Origin of the sequence: Microcoleus asticus IPMA8, from assembly GCF_013179805.1 — a bacterium.
GTDB classification, from domain to species: domain Bacteria; phylum Cyanobacteriota; class Cyanobacteriia; order Cyanobacteriales; family Microcoleaceae; genus Microcoleus; species Microcoleus asticus.
Genome location: NZ_SRRZ01000011.1, coordinates 40,016 through 59,306, shown reverse-complemented (window position 1 = coordinate 59,306; position 19,291 = coordinate 40,016). Strand labels below are relative to the sequence as shown.

Here is a 19,291-nt window from a genome sequence, read left to right as displayed (position 1 = left end):
ACTTTTTCCGGATAAAACTTATTGATGATGAAAGTTAAACATCTCTATGTAAATAGGTGTAAGTAGGTGTAAGTAGGTTTAATTATTTACACTCAACATTTAATCAGGGGCAATAATACCTTCAGATGCTTATTGGGCAAGCCTTTTTACTTGATTTACCTCCAGGTATGAGGAAATTTTTCTTGCAGTGACAGATCGCTACAAGAAAGCCCAACCTCTGGTTTTCAGTAACTTCTAATCATTAATTATTCATCATCAAAGGAGAAGCTATGGCTACTTCATTCACTGGTTCTTTGGGTACAACCACTAATTACAGCAGCATCAGTCAGCTAATTGCACAATGGCCTACTGCCGCCCAGAATCAAGGCATCCAACTGTCTGGGATAGCTTTTGATGGCTTTGAAACGAACTACACTAACCCTACTCCCATCAGCAACCTCACGTTAGCAACGAACGAAACCCCTAAAAGCGGGTTGAGCTACGGCGGTACCGGTGGTATTGGTGTCTACGGCTCTTATAGTGGTTGGTTTACCGATGTCAATAAATTGCGGGCGGAAATCAACTATGACCCCAACACCAATCTATCTCAAGTGCTGAAGGTGAAATGGGCAGATAACAAAGACATCACTAGCGCCACGATCGGCCTGAGTGGATTACTTCCCAAATCAAGTTCTACAGTGAACGATCAAGGCGATGAAGTTGGTTTGCTGCAACTCTTTAATGATGGGGCGCCGGTATCGGCCAGCAATTTTACGATCACTCGCCTCAGCGCTCCTGCCACTCCAAAACCGCTCGGTGTGTCTTCAGATGGAGTGACTTTCACTGGCGATAGTATCGATGGCAATTTCACATTCCAGATAGTAGGAGACTCTCTCACCGGCGTTACTTTTGACGAACTGCGGTTCTCCGCCAAAGGCTACACGAACCCCACCGCTGCCTACCTCAGCACCTCCCCCAAAAGCGATAGTTCCGACTACCTAGTGCGGAGTATTCAATATCAAGGCATTGATGTGACGCCGACGCCGACGCCGACGCCGACGCCCACGCCAACTCCGACATCTCCAAGTATCTTCCAGTTCGCCCAACCAAATTACACGGTGGCTGAAGGCGGCGTGGCGACGATTAACGTTACTCGCACCGGTGGCACGGCGGCTGGATCGATTAACTACTCTACTCTTGACGGTTCGGCAAGTTCAGCAGGCACAGCAGCGGATTACACTAGCGCGACAGGGCTGTTGAGTTTTGCTGCGGGGCAAACCACCGCTAGTTTCACCGTGACGGCTTTGACTGATTTAAATGTGGAATCATCGCCGGAAACGGTGAATTTGGTGCTCTTCGGTGGCAATGTCGGCAGTAGTCCGTCAATTTTGACGATTAGTGATGTGCCGCCAACTGGGACGACGCCAACTCCGACCCCAACTCCGACATCTCCAAGTATCTTCCAGTTCGCCCAACCAAATTACACGGTGGCTGAAGGCGGCGTGGCGACGATTAACGTTACTCGCACCGGTGGCACGGCGGCTGGATCGATTAACTACTCTACTCTTGACGGTTCGGCAAGTTCAGCAGGCACAGCAGCGGATTACACTAGCGCGACAGGGCTGTTGAGTTTTGCTGCGGGGCAAACCACCGCTAGTTTCACCGTGACGGCTTTGACTGATTTAAATGTGGAATCATCGCCGGAAACGGTGAATTTGGTGCTCTTCGGTGGCAATGTCGGCAGTAGTCCGTCAATTTTGACGATTAGTGATGTGCCGCCAACTGGGACGACGCCGACGCCGACTCCAACTCCAGCAACATCAACAGCAACCCAGTTTGTTTTTAGTGCGGCTACTTTCACCACTCCAGAATCATCTGGCTTTGCTACGGTGACAGTCAATCGCATCGGCGCCACTACGGCTGCCGCAAGCATTGGCTACGGTACTCTTGACGGCACCGCCCTATCAACTGGAGGAACTGCGGCTGATTATGCGTCTACTGCTGGTGTACTCAACTTTGGCCCTGGGGTAACTTCCACGACGTTCACCATCTTTGTCAATGCAGATACTGTGCCTGAAATGACTGAGACTGTTAACCTATTTCTCAACAGCGGCCCCGTCGGCACTCCGTCAACAGCACAACTACAGATTATTGACGGTAGCAGCAGTGCATCTGGCAATCTCTTCGAGTATAGTGCGTCTAATTACGGCTCGATCGCCACTCAGGGGGGCAGCACAACGGTTACAGTTACCCGCTCAAGCGGCTTAGGTGCAGCATCGATTGATTATATTCTTCTGGCGGGTACTCCAGGCATCGGCCCTGCACCTGTATATGGTTCCGACTACCTGCTTAACCCGGGCGGCCCCACTGGCGGCACGTTGTCCTTCGCCAACGGCCAACTCAGCCAAACCTTTACTATTCAAGACAACCCATTTAGTACCAATAATGGGACTGTGCGCTTAGGTCTTGCTAACCCCACTGCGGGCTACAGTTTCGGCAGTACAGCGGCAACAAGTATCACTCTCATCTAAGGCTGTTAGTAGGGCGAGGAATCCTTGCTCTACTAATATGTCCCGCAAGTAGTTAAATGCTTTTTATCAGTCTGGCTCCTCACTACAGCTTTTTTCAAGAAAGTGAGGTACGCAGGTAAAATCTTCGCTGTGTGACAGTCGCTGGCACCGACAACTAATGGGATTCACCTACAGGGCTGATTGTGGGCGACCTCGACCCGAATCCCTTTCCTGGTGGTAGCTTCGTGGATTTCAACCTATTTGCTACTTCGGTCTGATAGAACCATTGCAAGGTCGTACTCTTAGATGCTACCCGCGTTATTCGAGTACGACTTTGAACCCTTGTATATCGAAAGAATTAGATTGCGCTTTGCCATTGGGTGGGGGTTTTTGAGATTGTCGGTTTTTGGCAATTATTGTTCGTAAAACCTGCCCCGAGAATTATCGATTGGATATTATTGTTTTTTTGCGCTTACCTACTTAATCCTTAATTTGTTGATAAGCTTGCTGACACTCTTCAAAGGTTGAGACGGAAGCTTCCCTATTCCCAAAATATAGTTGCTGATGTATTTTTATCAAAGTTTCGTAAGGCACTGGCTGGGGTAATTGCTGAATTAATTGCAAATATTCGCCATCAGTGCGGCTGGGTTGGTCAACCGCAGTTCCGGTATCATTTAACCGCTGCAACGCCGCCATGTAAAGACAGCGGCAAGCTTGGCGGTATTTCCCTTGCTGCTGCAACTTTTGCGATCGCAACAACCACTCTGCTACCGACAAATCTTTAATTGTTTGTTTCGCACTGCCATCAGTTGTTTGATTCCTCTTTTTAAAATTATGAATATAAAAACGCGACAGTTGCCAAATCTGCCAACTCGCCCAGACTGCGAGCAATGCTAAGATTAACCAAAAGGCTGCTTTAGCGATCGCCCACAAGATCGGGGAATCAAACCAAGATGGCAATTTGACATTCGATATATTTTGGGCAGTTTTTAGTTCCCACCACTCCTCTACTCGCTGTTGCAACTGTCCTAATTGCCAACTCAAATTAGTTTTCTCAAAGAAACTTTCAGACATAGCTTTACATCAATGAGTCGATTGTTGCTTGTGGATTGAGAATTTTTTTATTCTATCATTATCCCCTGATCCCCGACTGATTAAAGAAATCGGAGATAAGATAACGTGATCGCGTTTTACTTTTGATTAGGTTGACTTAAATGCCGAGTTATTGTCCCTAATCCAAACCGCCGCGCGATCGAGCATCGCATTTGACTGATAGTCTTCTAAAGGGGCGATCGCCCAACCGCTAAAACTCATTTTTAATACCACAGAGATAAGTTTTTTGTCAACTGTCGATAGACCAAAAATTGATTTTATTGAATTTTCCTTCTTCCTCAAATCCGTTACATCCCGATTCAGTGCGCGTTGCCGAACTGCCTTATGCCATAAATTTTGGGATACTTAACAGCCTCATAAGAAATTTTATAAAGATTTACAAAAAAAACGTGTCAGAATGAAGACAATAAGGTAATGGGTAACAGACAAGGAGGCACTGATGGTAGCGCTGACTGAACGAGTCCAACGCAGATTGACGGTGGAAAAAGTCGAAATTGCCCCTGACACAACGGCAATTCGATGCCTGGACTGGGATAGAGACCGCTTTGACATCGAATTCGGACTCAAAAACGGTACAACTTACAACTCATTCATCATTCGCGGTGAAAAAACAGCCCTCGTCGATACCTCGCACGAGAAGTTTCGCCAGCAATACATGGAAACTCTGACGGGCGAAATTGACCCCAAAGAGATTGACTATCTAATTATCAGCCACACCGAACCAGACCACAGCGGTTTAGTCAAAGACGTGTTGGCGCTGGCACCCCAAGCGATTGTCGTGGGGGCGAAAGTAGCAATTCAATTTTTAGAAAATCTTGTACACCAACCATTTGAACGATTGGTAGTCAAAAATGGGGACAAACTAGATTTAGGAAACGGCCACATTATCGAATTTGTATCGGCCCCGAACTTGCACTGGCCCGATACTATTTTCAGCTACGACAGCAAAACTCAAGTGCTGTTTACCTGCGACGCTTTCGGGATGCACTACTGTACCGACAGCACCTTCGATGACGATTTAGCAGCAGTTGAGGAAGATTACCACTTTTATTATGAGTGCTTGATGGCTCCCAACGCTCGATCGGTACTCGCTGCGATGAAGCGGATGGCAGAATTGGGAGAAATCGGTACAGTTGCGACCGGTCACGGCCCGCTGCTGCGGCACAACGTAGTCGAACTCACCGGGCGCTACAAAAAGTGGAGTCAAGAGCAAGCTAAGGCAGAAACCACTGTAGCGGTATTTTACACTTCCGATTACGGATTTAGCGATCGGCTCAGCCAAGCGATCGCCCACGGTATCACCAAAACCGGTGTTGCTGTGGAAATGATGGATTTGAAAACCGCCGACTTGCAAGAAGTTGCGGAACTTGTCGGTAATGCTGTCGGCATTGTAATTTGTTCGCCGCCGAGTGGGGGTACTGCTGCTGCGAATGCCGAAGCTGCCATCAACACAATTTTAGTTGCAGCTAACAACAAACAATCTTTCGGTTTGTGCGAATCCGGCGGCGGCGATGACGTATCTATTTACCCCCTGGGAAACAAGTTCAAAGAATTGGGTTTAAAAGAAGCTTTTCCCAACATTGTAATTAAAGAAACGCCGACGGAACCGATTTATCAACTTTGCGACGAAGCCGGCACCGACTTGGGACAGTGGCTGACGCGGGACAAGGCTGTCAAACAGATGAAATCTCTCGACAGCGACCTCGATAAAGCCTTAGGAAGAATCAGCGGCGGACTGTACATCATTACCGCTCAAAAAGGCGAGGTTAGCGGTGCGATGCTGGCTTCTTGGGTAACGCAGGCAAGTTTTAAACCGCTGGGTTTAACAATAGCAGTTGCGAAGGATCGGGCGATCGAATCGATGATGCACGCGGGAGATAAATTTGTTCTCAACGTGCTGGAAGAAGGCAATTATCAAACCTTGATGAGGCACTTTTTAAAGCGTTTTCCTCCAGGTGCCGATCGATTTGCCGGAGTTAAAACTCAACCTGCTACCAACGGTTCTCCGATTCTGACAGATGCTTTGGCGTACATGGAATGCGCAGTAGTCAGCCGGATGGAACTTTCGGACCATCATATCGTATATGCGATCGTCGATAACGGCCGCGTATCCAATCCCGATGCACTGCCGGCAGTTCACCACCGCAAAGTGGGAAATCACTATTAAGAAGGAAGTTTGGGTGCTGATGGCGCACCTTACCTACGCAAAAACTTTCAACGTAGGGTGCTGATGGCGCACCTTACCGAGCTCTAAACGTAGGGTGCGCCATCAGCATCTTCTTACCTTTTGTTTCTCCATTTTTACTAGGAATTGCCAATGCCTGCCAATCTTTTACAAGACCGAGATTACACAATTATTATTGCCAGAAGCGATGCCAGCAAAGACCCCCAACATCCTTGGTACGAGGAGTGGGTAGAAGCACAGGCATCTCTGATCGACTTAGCAAAAAAATGTCAGGAATTTGACAGCGACGGTATCACCCTTTACGAAGCTTCTACTCCTATGTGGAAGTATAAAAATTCTAATGTTGCCCGGTTAGCTGAAATTTTGCAGCGACAAAATACGGAACTGGATTCAGCAAACCCGACTGCAATTAATTTGGAAGAAGCTCTGAAAGAAACTTTCAGCGATTATTTCGGAAGCAAAACAAATGCCGCTAGGAAGAAAGGAGCAATAATTGTTGCAGTCCTAGATCAAAAACCAGAAAAGACCGCTGCTGTCGCCGAAATTCTGATAAGTGCGGCAAATAAAATAGATAAAGATGAAGAAATTGGAGTCAGCTTTATCCAAATTGGGGACGATGTGAAAACCCGGGAATTTCTGATTGACCTGGATACAAATTTACAGGATCGAGGTGCAAGGTTTGACATTGTAGATACCAAGTTTTGGCACGAAATCAAAAGAAGTTCTGTAGTTCAGTTTCTCATAGGTGCAATTAATGACTAACACTTTGATTCCTAGGCTCGGATCTGATGCTAAACCCCGCGACGTGCAGTTTATCCCGATCGCACTTGATACTTTTATTGTGCGATCGCGCACTTGGGACAGACTAAAATTTGAAGTCGAGTATTCGCTGCAAAAGGGTACGACAGCAAATAGCTATATTATTCAAGCTGACAAAACTGCTTTGTTCGACCCGCCGGGGGAATCTTTTACTGAAAATTACCTGGAATATTTGCAGGAACGGGTGGACTTGACAAAGCTGGATTACATAATTTTAGGGCATTTCAATGCTAACAGGTCAGTAACAATTAAAGCTCTGTTAGACTTAGCTCCTCAAGTAGCTTTGGTTTGCACGAATCCAGCGGCGATTAATTTACGAGCGGCATTTCCCGAACAAGAGTTAAACATTATGATCGTTCGGGGAGAAGAAACTCTCAACTTAGGAAAAGGTCACGCCTTAAAATTCATCGCGACTCCGACTCCTCGCTGGCCCGATCAACTTTGCACCTACGATCCGCAAACTCGAATCGTGTTCACTGACAAACTATTTGGAGCTCACGTTTGCGGCGATCAAGTATTCGATGAAGGGTGGAGCGTTTACAGCGAAGACCGGCGCTATTATTACGATTCCCTGCACGCATCTCAGGCAAAACAAGTGCTGGCCGCAATTGATAAATTCGCCGATTTACCAGCAGCATTTTATGCTCCCGGTCACGGCCCGATCGTCCGTTACGGCCTCCACGAACTGAGCAATTTGTATCGGGAATGGAGCCAGCAACAAAATTCAAAAGACTTGACAGTTGCTTTGATTTATGCTTCGGCTTACGGAAATACGGCTACTTTAGCGCAGGCGATCGCCAAAGGAATTACTAGGGCTGGGGTTGCGGTGGAAAGTATCAACTGCGAATTTGCCGAACCGGGAGAAATTAAAGAGGCGATCGAAAAATGTGCGGGATTTATCATCGGAACTCCCACGCTAGCAGGACACGCTCCGACGCAAATTCAAACTGCTTTGGGAATTGTTTTATCTACCGCAACTAAGAGCAAATTAGCGGGGGTATTCGGTTCTTTTGGCTGGAGTGGAGAGGCAATCGACTTGGTGGAAAACAAGCTGAAAGATGCCGGCTATCGCATCGGATTTGAACCGATTAGAGCTAAATTTAAGCCGACTGCTGCGACGATTCACGAGTGTACAGAAACGGGAACGGATTTTGCTCAAGCTTTGATTCGATCGCAAAAATTGCGGGCACCGAAACCGCAGTTAGCAGCAGGGAGCGATCGCACTGAACAAGCAGTAGGGAGACTCGTTGGTTCGCTGTGCGTAGTCTCGGCGAAGCGGGAGGATGTCACCAGTGCGATGCTGGCTTCCTGGGTGTCGCAAGCAACGTTTAATCCGCCCGGCGTGACGATTGCGGTGGCGAAAGATCGATCGATCGAATCTTTGATGTACGCCGGAGATAAATTTGTGCTGAATATCTTAGCAGAAGGGCGACAGTTGCGGAAGTATTTCATGAAAAACTTTGCTCCGGGAGAAGACAGATTTTCGGGACTCGAAACAATGGAAGCTAGCAACGGCTGTCTCGTTTTGACTGATGCTCTAGCTTATCTGGAATGCAAAGTGATAAGTCGGATGGAATGCGGCGATCACTGGGTAGTTTATGCGGCGATTGACAACGGTCATTTGCTCAAAAATGACGGCGTGACTGCGGTGCACTACCGGAAATCTGGGACTCATTATTAAATCGAAACAATCTCGCAGAAGCCTGTTTTTGTAGGGCGGGACCCTCGTACCCGCTCTTATTTCTTTTTACCCTGCCCTTCGACTTCGCTCATGAACAGCGACTTGACCGCTCGCGCAGCCGAAGGGCATTATTCCTTCTGCTAAGATAGGTTTTTAAGTTCTTCTGCGGTTTGGTTGAGGAGTTGCGTACTGAGTTTAACTTGAGCAAGGCTACTCTCAGTTTCTGTTGCTCCTAAGTTAACATTGTTCATGGCCTCAAGCACTTGTTGAATTGCGACCGCCTGTTGGTTAGCATTCAGAGAAATCTGTTTGTTGTTCAAAAATACTTTGTCGATCGCATCTGCTACACCCGCAAAAATTTCTGTTGTCCCTTGAGCTTGTTTAATACCTTGCTCCGCTGTTTTTGCTCCTTCATTCGTTACTATCACCGTGTGGTCGATCGCCACTTGAATTTCTGTCACCAGAGCATTAATTTTATCTGCTGATTTTTTGCTTTCCTCAGCTAGTCGGCGAATTTCAGTCGCAACTACACCAAAACCCTTACCATTTTGGCCAGCACGGACTGCTTCGACTGTGGCATTGAGAGCCAGCATATTGGTTTGGTTAGCGATATCGGCTACTAGGTCAGAAATTCCACCAATTTTAACAGCATTGTCGCTCAAATAGGTAATCTGTTTAGTGATAGCTCCTACTTTTTCTTGAAGAGTTACTATCCCCTTCATAGTATTTTCTACGGATTGATTACCGGAATCAGCTAGTGTTAGCGCTTGATGAGCCGAGACTGCTGATGCTTCTGCTTGCTTGGCTGAAAGTCCCGAAGCAACAACTAACTCATTCATCGTCGCAGTCGTTTGATTCACAGCATTAGCTTGTTGAGACACAGTGTATTCCTGCTGAGCCACGGCGGCCGTGATTTGCGTTGAAGAAGAGACAATTTTCCTCACAGATTGTACTATTGGGTTAACAATCTCACGGGTGACGATCGCAGTCAGGAATGCAGCAGACAACAAAGCGAAGACGAGAGTAAGCAGTAGCAGCACGGTCAAATGCCCAATCTTCGCTTCAATGCGGTCGTGTCTTGTTTCGCCGACTTTTCGCTGGAGTTCGATTAGTGCTGAAAAGTCATCAACTGTTTGGGCACCAAAAGGAGTTGTCGTAGCTGCGCGATACTCTGCGGCTTCCTTAATTTTGCCTGCTTGCAGCAACTCAAACCACCTAGGTCTGGCTGCGATATACCTTTGATAAGCATCTTGCACTTTTTTGAAAGCTACTTGCTCTTCTGGTGTGAGTTCACCTTTAGCATATTCTCGTAGGTTATCGTCAATTATTTTGTATAACTTTGGTTCTTGGGCCAAAATTTCCGATCGCTTCTCTGGTTGAACAATAAATTGGGGGAAGTCGTAACGCAGCTTCCACAAAGCCGATTCGCAGTTGGCTAGAGCAACTGTCCCCTTAACTTGATATGCGTACAATTTCTCCGCATCTTGTGCTAGTTCAACTGTGTTTCGCCAACCAACAAACCCGACACCTGCGAGTAAGGCTATCAAAGCTCCAAAGCTAGCCAACAATTTAGCCCGAATTCCTAAATTCATTGGATTTTAGATTTTATCTTATACAGAATAAAAAATAAGGAAGAACTAGGCTTTGTCAAGCTCAGCAGCCTTTTCCGGCCACAGATAAATAGCGCCAGAAATCAAAGTTAAAGCCACAGAAACCCAAAAAGCAATTAATGCGGGAAAATTCCATGCTTCAGATAGAGGAGCAATTAAAAGTGCGATCGCCACAATCTGACTCACCGTCTTCAATTTGCCCCAAATATTAGCTCCAGAAATCGTAGTTTTATTAACACGCCACCCCGCAATTGTCAATTCCCGACCTAAAATTAAAAACACTGCCCAAGCCGGCACTTTCCCCAACTCAATCAACACTAAAAGCGGCGCGAGCACCAACAATTTATCCACCAAAGGGTCGAGAAACTTTCCCAAATCGGTAATTTGATTCAGCTTCCTAGCCAAATAGCCGTCCAGCCAATCAGTAGCCGCAGCTACCACAAAAATCGCGGTGCAAATCCAGCGGCTTTGGGCGCTTGGGTCGTACAAACCGTAGAGCAGAAAAGGCACTCCCAGCAAGCGAGAAAAAGTAATCAAATTAGGCAAATTCATAGCAGAAGGAATAAGGAATAAGAGCGATGTAAAAATGCAATTGGGGACAATCGTTTCAGTGATTAAGAACGTCCTGACTGTCGGGCGCGGTTGCCAAAAATCAAAAATTAAGGGCAACTCTGCGAAGATTGCCCTTAATTTAACATTTTTTGCAGTCACTTTACTAAACAATGCAGTTCATCAATTTTTTATCCAGTTCTATGATATAATCTAGGCCGTAAGATTGATTTTCTAATCCTTGCACCAGATTTTCTGGTAGGTCTTGGGCAATTTCACTGCTACAGGAACCAGCAGCTAAAGCAATAGTTGCTACTGTATCGACATCTCCCGAAAAGGCAATGCAATCTTGGAGCAGTTTGCTCATACTATCATTTCGCATGACAGCAGTAATAGCGGCTCTAACACAGACCAAACCTTTAGTGCTGACTTCTCCTGGCCAAGGTATCGACCACTCACCAGCAACGTGCCTTTCTATAAAATTTCCCAAATTATTCTTTAAACCTAACTTATAAATAAAGTAATGAGACATCAAAGCGGCCGCTATAGCTGCTTGAATGCCATCGGGAGTGTTGTGAGTAATTGCAGCTTGAATGGTGGCATTTTCGATTACTTTTTCAATAGTAGGAAAAATGCCAATGGGCCCGGCTCGCATCGCCGATCCGCTTTTATCGCTAGCAGAGTGAATTTTTGCTAAGAATTCTTTGCCGTCTTGAACTTGTAGCAAAAAATTGTAAAATTTACCAGCATAACCTACTCGGTGATCGCGGTGAAAAGCTGCAACAAATTTGGTGGCTAAAAGTTCCGGCGTCCAAGGTTCTCGGCTGACTATAGCTTCTGCGACGGCTAAACTCATCTGCGTATCGTCTGTGTAGCATCCCGGCTGGATGTCGTGACGGGGATGTTGTATGTAGCAGTTGAGATTGTTGTACAATTCGATCGTCTGCCGGTCAACAAATTCAAAACCCGCACCGTAAGCATCACCGATCGCTAACTCTAGCAACATATATTTAATCCCATTTCCAAATATTTAATACCCTATTTTTACCCAAGTTTTAAAATAAACACACAACCCAAAACAGCCTGACTATCTAAAACGCGCCGTTTTTACTCAACACAACCCAAATCGTTTTGCACATCAAACTAATGTCGTAAACAACAGACCATTTGCGCTGATAGTCGAGATCCATCAGCACAATCTCGTCAAAATCTTTAACTCCTGAACGCCCGTTAACTTGCCACTCCCCAGTCATACCGGGCTTAACATTCAAACGCTGCCAGTGAAAATTGTCATAGGCAGCAACTTCATCGGGAGTGGGCGGTCGAGTTCCAACCAAACTCATTTCCCCCGCTAACACATTCCAGAATTGAGGCAACTCGTCCAAACTCGTCCTCCGCAAAAAGCGGCCGACGCGGGTAACTCGCGGGTCATTTTCATTCTTAAAAATGTGACCCTTGGCTTGGTTGTTAACTAAATGCTTGAGCTTTTCTGCACCGACAACCATCGATCGAAATTTCCACATTCTGAAATGTCGCCCTTTGAAGCTGCAGCGGACTTGACTGTAAAGCAGCGGGCCAGGATTGTCTAACAGCATCGCCACTGCCACCGGCACCGCCACCGCAACAGCAATTGCCAGTCCCAGCAGCGAACCCAAAATATCGATCGACCGTTTTACCTTGCTAGTTACGGATCGGTGAACCTGCTGTCTTGATACACAAACTTTGTAAGTAAATTTTTGCAGAAATAAGGACAGCATTTCTGATAATAATGATGATATATAGGCACCCATCGGAAATTTCATTTGATTAGTCTCAACTTTAACGAGATCTTACGTCCATCTTATTCGCCACCCCAAATCAGCAGAACCTCAAATGCTGAGCTTTACAAAATCTTTAAAAAGCAACAACATTTTTATAAAATTTCTGTGTATTTCCTTTAAAAAGGTATAAAGTTTATGTAACTTTAAGTAAATTTACATAAAAAAGTTACTCTTGACCACAAAAAACCCGGTTTCTACTAGGAATGTTCGGGGAACGACAGGGAGGATTCCACTGAGAAACCGGGTTTTTTGCCGTTTAGCGATAAGTATCCGTGCGAACATCCCAAGTAATTGTTAGCGGTTCTAACAATTTTTGCTGGCTGCTAGAAGCGAGTTTGCCTAAATAATCGCGAACAACAGAGGCTTGTTCGAGATTCAAGCGATAACCCAGCGAGACATCTTCAAAGAAAAGCGGCTCGGCCAAAATTGCTTCCCAATCGGGATTTTGCCTCGACTCCTCGCCCAGCAGCATGAAATCTTCCTCCGCAGGCACAAGTCCCGCCGGCAAATTTCCTTCCAAAATCCGCAGAACCCGGGACTCGCAGGTGCGGGTATTCACGCCCTGGCGTTCCAACAACTGCAAAATTTCCTGAAAGCTCAGAGTTTCCTCACCCAAAACCTGCATTAATTCCCACAGCAGAAAAAAGTCGCTGTACTGCTGCTGCGACACATCCAAAATTTGAGGATAAAGAGCCAAACTCGCCAACCCGCAGGCAACTCGACCAATTTTTTCTGAAAAATTTGTACTTTGAGATACAGAATTTAATGCAGAATTGTCAATTTCCAAAATATCTCGATCGACCTGCAATTCCTGGTCTTGAACAACGATCGCATTCGGCAACTTCTGCCGCAACCAGCGGGCGATCGCAGGCCAAGCACCCATACCCCCTGCACAAATCGCCTGATTAATCCCCGCCGGCGACATTCCCGCGCGGCTGAGCAAAGCATTCAATTCGCGGTTCAGCTGCTGCACAAAAGGCACTAAAACCTGACTTTCCAAATCTTTGCGCTTCACATCCCAATGCTGCTGGCCAATATCCAAAGCAAAACTTTTTTGATGTTGCAAAATAACTTTTATTTGCCTTGCCGCCTCTAACAATTGCAGGCCAAAAGCAGAACCTTGTAACCGCTGCTGCAATTGATAGCGGTTCGGCAAATCTGGATGCCCAGGACGTGGCAAATCGATCGACATTCCCCAAGTTTCGTTTTTAGCCAACAACTGACAGATAATATCTTGATCGAAAGCATCGCCAGCAAAAGCAAAACTGTGGCAAGTAAAATCAGCACGAGTTAAATCTTGAAGATTGGACGGCAACTCAACTAAAGCTAATTCCACCGTCGCGGCCCCCGCATTCAAAATCAAAGTTCCCCCGCTAAAAGACGAAGCATTCACACTCAGCGGTGCAGTTTCTTCACCGTCCTTAGCAGAATCCACGGCTGACGACTCGACTTCCATGCCATTTTTCACAGGAGTTACAGCAGCAAGCAAAGTGGCGATCGCATCTTCCACCACAAAAATTTGCGAACCCGAAGCCACCAGAGACGCGCCCAAAACAGCCTCCCGCAGATTAAACCGATAAGCATCCGACCAACCGGCCGGAGTCCCCAAAATTACACCCCGCAATTCTAAAAGCGCCGCATCGAGAGTTTCTGGCGCTAGTCCCGAAGCCCTACAAATTAAATTAGAAACTGGCAATCCTGCAAAATTCGTCCTCGGTGCAGAATCCCAAACTTCCCCCGATCCGTCAAATTTTTGCCCCTGCTTCCTCGGATTCAAAGTAGCCAGCAGCGCCCGCACACCTTGCAGCGGCAAGGCGATAGAAACAGCCTGCAAGGGCGACCACTGCAACAGCGGTTCGTACATTCCAGCAGCTTCCCGCTGATAAGGAATGCCCACCTTTAAAGGCAATTTAAAATTTTGCAGTAAAAATTCTCTAGCAGGCAAAGCCAGGGGTGGGAATCCCACCGACTTGACTGTCACCTGCGGTGCAGGGCTCCCTGAGGCTGTTTCCGCAAGCACCGCAGCCGAGGGAATCCGAAAGCTGGGGCCTGCAGCGGAACCCTCAGCCTGCGGTGCTTCCCAGTAAATCGGGTGCAACTGGCCGCTGGTGCGATCGAGCAAAGCCGCAGACAAGCCACTGGAACCGAAATCAATGCCCAAATACCAGCTATAATTCCGGCGTTCTGGGGATGGGGCGATCGCACCTGCTGCAGAATGCCCAGCCGAGTCTTGCTGCTGTGTCCCGGCCAACTCGCTAAAATCGGTTTTCTCCTCAACAACTCCTGCTTTACTCTCTGTCGAAATTAGGTTTTTTTTTTATTTTCTGGAGGAGTCGATGGCAGTTCGTTAGTTTCGGCAGTTTCTGGAGGGGGAGAATCAGTCAAAGGTCGATCGGTCTCGGTCAAACTAGCCAAAATCTCGTCTAGCGTCAAGTTCGATTCGTCTTCCTCAGCAAACAAATCATCCTCAAGTTCGTCTTCCACAACAAAGGGTTCATCATCAGATGAGAGTTGCAACACCTCGGAGAACAAATCCTCCAGCGTGCCGAGTTCTTCATCTACGGCCTCGGCAAAGGGATTTTTTGCACCGACTTCGGGGGAACTCGCCGATAAATCCAAGCTGTTAGCGGCTGAGGAATTCGATCGCCCGAAGCTAGTATTTCCCAATCCCTCCAGATTGTAGAGGTCTGTCTCCAACAGTTGCAGAGTATTGTTGTCCAAATTTAAAGCTCGATCGAGGTCATCTTCTAATGCCTCAACCGGCAGCAAATCCTCGTCCGCCGAAGCTTGGATGTAGCCATCATCAAGCCGCTGCGACGAAGTGCCGGACTCGCCTGTTTGAAAATCACCGATACTCGACAAACCGGGCGCGGCACTGGGGCGGTTCCGGCTAATTTCAGCAGGCGTTCTCAACGGCAAAGGTGGCGATTCAGGCATCGCAGCGTCGAAATCCTCGCCTCGGTTTTGAGCCGTTTCTAGATTTTCTCGATCGTCCGCGTCAAGTTGCAGCGAGGCGGTTGAGGCTGGCGGTTCTGAAACTTGAGGTACTGATGCCACTTGCGGTTCAAATAAACCGGCGCTATCTAAAGTTAGAGATTCTACAGAATTACCTATTACGAAGTTTGAATCTGGATTTACTAAAATATTTTCTTCCAGTGATTCGCCTTCATCCAGCAGATTTACAAACAAATCTTCGGTCATATTTAGGGCGTCGGCAGTTTCATTATCCGACGCCGCTTGATATTGTACAGCCTCACTTGCGGTTTCAAATGCAGTATTTTGGGGTAGTACAGTTTCGAGTTCTAATTCTACTTCGGCGACTGCTTCTCCCGCGAACAAACTTGCATACAAATCCTCAATATCTTCGCCTGTTTCTGCTAATTTATTTTCCGATTCAGCGCCGGAAAAGGCAATTGTCGGTCTAGGTCTTTCGGGTGCCGAACCGAACAAATTCTCTTCCAAGTCAGGGAGCGAAATTGGGGATGGAATGCGGTCGCGGTCGCGCCTCAACTGTCCGAATTGCGGAGAAATTTCTGTACCGGCATAGGGCAATCTGTCTTGTTCTCCGAATTCGCCGGTGCGATTGGACTGCACCAAGTCTCCACTCTGAGTGTCGGGGGCTGACTGTTCGATCGCAGTATTTGAGAGGGCTGGAGCGGCATCAGACGGATCGGCTGCGTTTGGGATGACTGTTTCGAGATTTGCTAAATCGATCGGCTGCTGTACGTAGGAAGACGCTTCTCGCCCCAACTGTCCGGCCAAGTGGTTGACGAAAGCCGCGAACCTCGCCTCGCTCTGCTGGCTCAAACCGTACATATTGTCGAGTTCTTGTCTCAAGGAAGCTTGATAGCTTTGCAGATTTGCTTGCAAAGCCTCGAACACGATACCCATCCTAGAATCGAGACTCATCAGCAGACTGTCAGCACGAGATTGCAACAGTTGCATTTGCTCGAACCTCTGATCCGGCGTCAGCAGCGGGTGTTCTTCTGAGGTTTGTCGGTTAAGTGTTACGTCAATAGCCAATTGTTCATCAGGCGCACTGCCCAAAGAGTGAGGTGCTGCGCTGCTTTGCAATAACTGATTCTCTAGCGAACTTAGAATTTGGGAGAAATCGCTAGTCAAGGTTTCTTCCAAACGGGCACTCAGTACCTGCAAGAATTCAGAAATGATTTGCTGTTGGTTTGCTTGTTGCTGAGCTAGGGATTGTTGCTGCTGCCGTTGTGCTTCTAGCTGTTTGATTTCTTGAATTAGAGCTTGCTGCTCTTGGCGCAGAGCTTCTATGTCTTCTTGGAGCGGCCCCGTCAGGCTTGAACGCAGGTGGCTGATTTCTCCGCTTACGGCTAGCATGATTTGCTCTGCGGCTGAGGGGCTAGGCGCCCTCAGCGGAACTTTGGGCACTGGAACTGGTTGCGGGCGGACATTGGTACTGGCGGGCGCCTTTTTGGCCGCTAGTTTGGAGTCTGAGGAAACCAGATAAGCGCGAACTCGCTCTAAAAGTTGGCGCTGGTGGACAGTATCGATCGAACCCGTCCAAGGCAAGCGGGGTGCGGGCTTGCTGAGTACCTCGTCAATCTCAGCAATCAGTGATTGAATTTTGTACTTCTGAGAATTCAAGGGGGGAACCTCTGGGAATGCGGCTTGGGAGAAACTTTACCGAAAAAAGACTGAAGTCAGGCGGCAGCGATGCCAATACATAGAATAATCTGAATGCGAGTCCGTCAATAATTCACTAATATTTTCTGACAACTGTTAATTAACCTTTTATCTTCGGATAACTTCTATTGCCTATGATAGGTTAGCCGGTACTTCCGTACCAAATGCCCGCTTCTATCAACTGCAAGTGCTGCCAAATTCTGTGGCTGCTTTCCTGTTTGCCGGGCCGGAGGTCGATTCCTGCTCGGGATAGCTGCGATCGCACGAACTTTGGTCTTCACCCGCTCTAACGGCCTGCCGCACACCCGTCACCCCAAGTTTGGCTAGCGTGGCGGCGCCCCACTGTCTCTTCATCTTTCACCGACTTGAAAAAAACCTCAAACAATTTGCGATTTGGGATGCTGGGATTCGGGATTGTCTCCGTACATTCGGTTTTAGTAACCTTTCATAATAGCCTTTTATCTGTATTCATGCCTAGATACTAATGGTACAATAATCTCGGGGTAGCAGAAAAGTTTGCTGCCAACTGCGTCGGTTTTGCTCGCTAAGAGGGCCCGCCTTTAGGCTCGCAATACCTGTGGATTTTGCCGATCGTGCTGAAATTTGATAGGTTCCAGGCAGTTGCAGTCGGATTTGATGGCTGTCTGCGGTGCTGGCACGCTTGTGCTCGCGGATTCTGCCGATCGTCCACAGCAGGCCAGACTGACAACAAATCTCTCAGCAGTGTTAAGCTTTCTAAGCGAAGTGCTTTCAAAGGTAATTCGATCGGCTCAGTCGCTTGCCACGTTGCTAAAATTTTGTTAATAAAATTTGCTCCGTGGTAGGTATCTAAAAAATTATGGTATATTCTTTAGTTTCTAGCTCGCAATCAGAGCTTAAGGCTATAAATTTCCATATTCGACCTTTGACGACCGCAAAACTTTAGAGGTAAAATTGCCGATTTTAGATACTTGTTTGTGAAATCTTGAATCTAAAATCGAATGACTCGGCTGCAAGCTATTTCTAACTGCCCAGCGCAGCTCAAGCGCATAAATTAAAATGATGGCCTCATGGAAGACCGCTTTAACACCCGAGATCCGAATTCCAATATAAATCAATTGATAGTTTCTACTCCTTTTTTTGCAGGCTTGCCCGAGCCTGTAATTGAGAGAGCAACTCTCCACATCGTTACCCGCAGTCATCCGTCAAATCAAGTGATTTTACTCGAAAATGACTGGGGAACATCAGTGTATTTTATATTGGATGGTTGGGTGAAAATTCGCACCTACAACCTAGACGGAAAAGAAGTAACACTGAATATTTTAGGGAAAGGAGAACTGTTCGGGGAAATGGCCGCGATCGAAGAAGCACCGCGATCGACAGATGTCATCACCCTAGCGCCGACACTGATCGGCAATATGCCATCTCAGGATTTTGTGCAGCTCATTCATACCGAGCCGCTAGCAGGCATTCGCCTAGCTCAACTGATGGCCCGTCGCCTGCGACAAGTCAACCGCCGCCTGCGTTTGCGAGAATCTGACAGTACCTCGCGAGTAGCAGATATTCTATTATTTTTGGCAGAGGGGCAAGGGAAAATCATGTCATCAGGAGGTACAGAAATTCCCAACCTGCCACACAGAGAATTGAGCAGCCTCAGCGGGCTGGCTCGCGAAACAGTAACGCGAGTGCTGAGCAAGCTGGAAAAAAAAGGAACTATTCAGCGCGAACGTGACGTTTTGTGCATTCCCGACCTGCACGCCTTGGAGCGTCTGTTAGTCTAGAAGTATCAGAGATTGCTAAATTGAATCTAATTCAAAAGCACTCTCTGTTATTGATGATTTCCCGCCGGAGGTAAAGCTATGAGTTTTAAGAAAATTTTTGTTGCCTTAGATGATTCTGAACTTAGCCACCGCGTCTTCAGTCAAGCTTTAGAATTAGCTGTGAGCGATCGGGCCCAGGTGATGCTATTTAACTGCGTTACTGTCAACTCGCTGGGCGAGACTGCCGTGCCAATTCCGGTAGATTTGGGTATGAATGTCGAGTTAATGAATCAAGCTTATCAAGCTCAACGTTTGCGGCTGGAAAGTGAGGTAAAACAGGCTTCGGGTTTTCTGAAAAAATACTGCGACGCGGCAGCAAAAGAAGGATTGCAGGTGGAATTTGACTGCAAAATGGAGGGCGCTCCGGGGTATTCTATCTGTGAATCCGCCCAAAATTGGGGCGCAGATTTAATAGTGTTGGGGAGGCGCGGCCGCACGGGGTTGGCAGAAGCTTTCCTCGGCAGCGTCAGCAATTATGTCGTTCACCACGCATCTTGTTCGGTTTTTGTAATTCAGGAAGTCAAAGCCGAAAAATGATGCTGCTGAAAATTTTTGCTGAGAAAGTCTATCTAA

The 19,291-nt window shown here is 47.2% G+C and carries 15 protein-coding genes; 6 read left to right on the top strand and 9 right to left on the bottom strand.

What is annotated here, in order from left to right:
* The first annotated feature begins 269 nt into the window (after positions 1 to 269).
* Positions 270 to 2,510 (top strand): Calx-beta domain-containing protein, encoded by a 2,241-nt coding sequence (locus E5S67_RS04590; protein ID WP_172185887.1) that lies wholly within the window; start codon positions 270 to 272, stop codon positions 2,508 to 2,510.
* Positions 2,511 to 2,969: 459 nt separating this feature from the next.
* Here the strand turns inward: E5S67_RS04590 and E5S67_RS04585 are convergent, their stop codons facing one another.
* On the bottom strand, positions 2,970 to 3,563 hold the full coding sequence (locus tag E5S67_RS04585; protein WP_172185886.1) for a DUF4129 domain-containing protein: 594 nt from the start codon (positions 3,561 to 3,563) through the stop codon (positions 2,970 to 2,972).
* Positions 3,564 to 4,041: 478 nt separating this feature from the next.
* On the opposite strand from E5S67_RS04585, the gene E5S67_RS04580 reads away from it, so the two are divergent.
* The 3 genes from E5S67_RS04580 to E5S67_RS04570 all read left to right on the top strand — a co-directional run bounded on the left by E5S67_RS04580 (position 4,042) and on the right by E5S67_RS04570 (position 8,287).
* The gene (locus E5S67_RS04580; RefSeq protein WP_172185885.1) at positions 4,042 to 5,769 is read left to right on the top strand and encodes a diflavin flavoprotein; all 1,728 of its coding nucleotides are present in this window, start codon (positions 4,042 to 4,044) and stop codon (positions 5,767 to 5,769) included.
* Positions 5,770 to 5,919: 150 nt separating this feature from the next.
* Complete coding sequence (locus E5S67_RS04575) at positions 5,920 to 6,549, top strand: vWA domain-containing protein (protein ID WP_172185884.1); 630 nt, start codon at positions 5,920 to 5,922, stop codon at positions 6,547 to 6,549.
* Positions 6,542 to 8,287, top strand: a complete 1,746-nt coding sequence (locus E5S67_RS04570) for a diflavin flavoprotein (protein WP_172185883.1) — start codon at positions 6,542 to 6,544, stop codon at positions 8,285 to 8,287. Before E5S67_RS04575 ends, E5S67_RS04570 begins: the two co-directional genes overlap by 8 nt.
* A 140-nt stretch (positions 8,288 to 8,427) precedes the next feature.
* Here E5S67_RS04570 and E5S67_RS04565 read toward each other — a convergent pair whose 3' ends face one another.
* From E5S67_RS04565 to E5S67_RS04530, 8 genes are all read right to left on the bottom strand, one after another.
* Complete coding sequence (locus tag E5S67_RS04565; RefSeq protein WP_172185882.1) at positions 8,428 to 9,879, bottom strand: HAMP domain-containing methyl-accepting chemotaxis protein; 1,452 nt, start codon at positions 9,877 to 9,879, stop codon at positions 8,428 to 8,430.
* A 45-nt stretch (positions 9,880 to 9,924) separates the two neighbouring features.
* Positions 9,925 to 10,449, bottom strand: a complete 525-nt coding sequence (gene pgsA / locus E5S67_RS04560; protein ID WP_172185881.1) for a CDP-diacylglycerol--glycerol-3-phosphate 3-phosphatidyltransferase — start codon at positions 10,447 to 10,449, stop codon at positions 9,925 to 9,927.
* Positions 10,450 to 10,612: 163 nt separating this feature from the next.
* Positions 10,613 to 11,452, bottom strand: coding sequence for an ADP-ribosylglycohydrolase family protein (locus E5S67_RS04555; protein ID WP_172185880.1), 840 nt, complete (start codon positions 11,450 to 11,452; stop codon positions 10,613 to 10,615).
* A gap of 85 nt (positions 11,453 to 11,537) precedes the next feature.
* Complete coding sequence (locus E5S67_RS04550; RefSeq protein ID WP_172185879.1) at positions 11,538 to 12,248, bottom strand: sugar transferase; 711 nt, start codon at positions 12,246 to 12,248, stop codon at positions 11,538 to 11,540.
* 274 nt (positions 12,249 to 12,522) lie between these two features.
* Entirely contained in the window at positions 12,523 to 14,517 is a 1,995-nt protein-coding gene (locus E5S67_RS04545; protein ID WP_172185878.1) for an acetate and sugar kinases/Hsc70/actin family protein, read from the bottom strand.
* A 53-nt stretch (positions 14,518 to 14,570) separates the two neighbouring features.
* Positions 14,571 to 16,880 carry a hypothetical protein gene (locus E5S67_RS04540; protein ID WP_172185877.1) on the bottom strand — a complete coding sequence of 770 codons (2,310 nt, stop codon included), beginning with the start codon at positions 16,878 to 16,880 and terminating at the stop codon, positions 14,571 to 14,573.
* Positions 16,881 to 17,096: 216 nt separating this feature from the next.
* Positions 17,097 to 17,273 (bottom strand): hypothetical protein, encoded by a 177-nt coding sequence (locus tag E5S67_RS04535; protein WP_172185876.1) that lies wholly within the window; start codon positions 17,271 to 17,273, stop codon positions 17,097 to 17,099.
* A gap of 190 nt (positions 17,274 to 17,463) precedes the next feature.
* Entirely contained in the window at positions 17,464 to 17,673 is a 210-nt protein-coding gene (locus E5S67_RS04530; RefSeq protein WP_172185875.1) for a hypothetical protein, read from the bottom strand.
* 295 nt (positions 17,674 to 17,968) lie between these two features.
* Between E5S67_RS04530 and E5S67_RS04525 the strand changes: the two genes are divergently transcribed.
* The gene (locus E5S67_RS04525; protein WP_172185874.1) at positions 17,969 to 18,679 is read left to right on the top strand and encodes a Crp/Fnr family transcriptional regulator; all 711 of its coding nucleotides are present in this window, start codon (positions 17,969 to 17,971) and stop codon (positions 18,677 to 18,679) included.
* A 78-nt stretch (positions 18,680 to 18,757) separates the two neighbouring features.
* Positions 18,758 to 19,255, top strand: a complete 498-nt coding sequence (locus tag E5S67_RS04520) for a universal stress protein (RefSeq protein WP_172185873.1) — start codon at positions 18,758 to 18,760, stop codon at positions 19,253 to 19,255.
* Positions 19,256 to 19,291 lie beyond the last annotated feature (36 nt).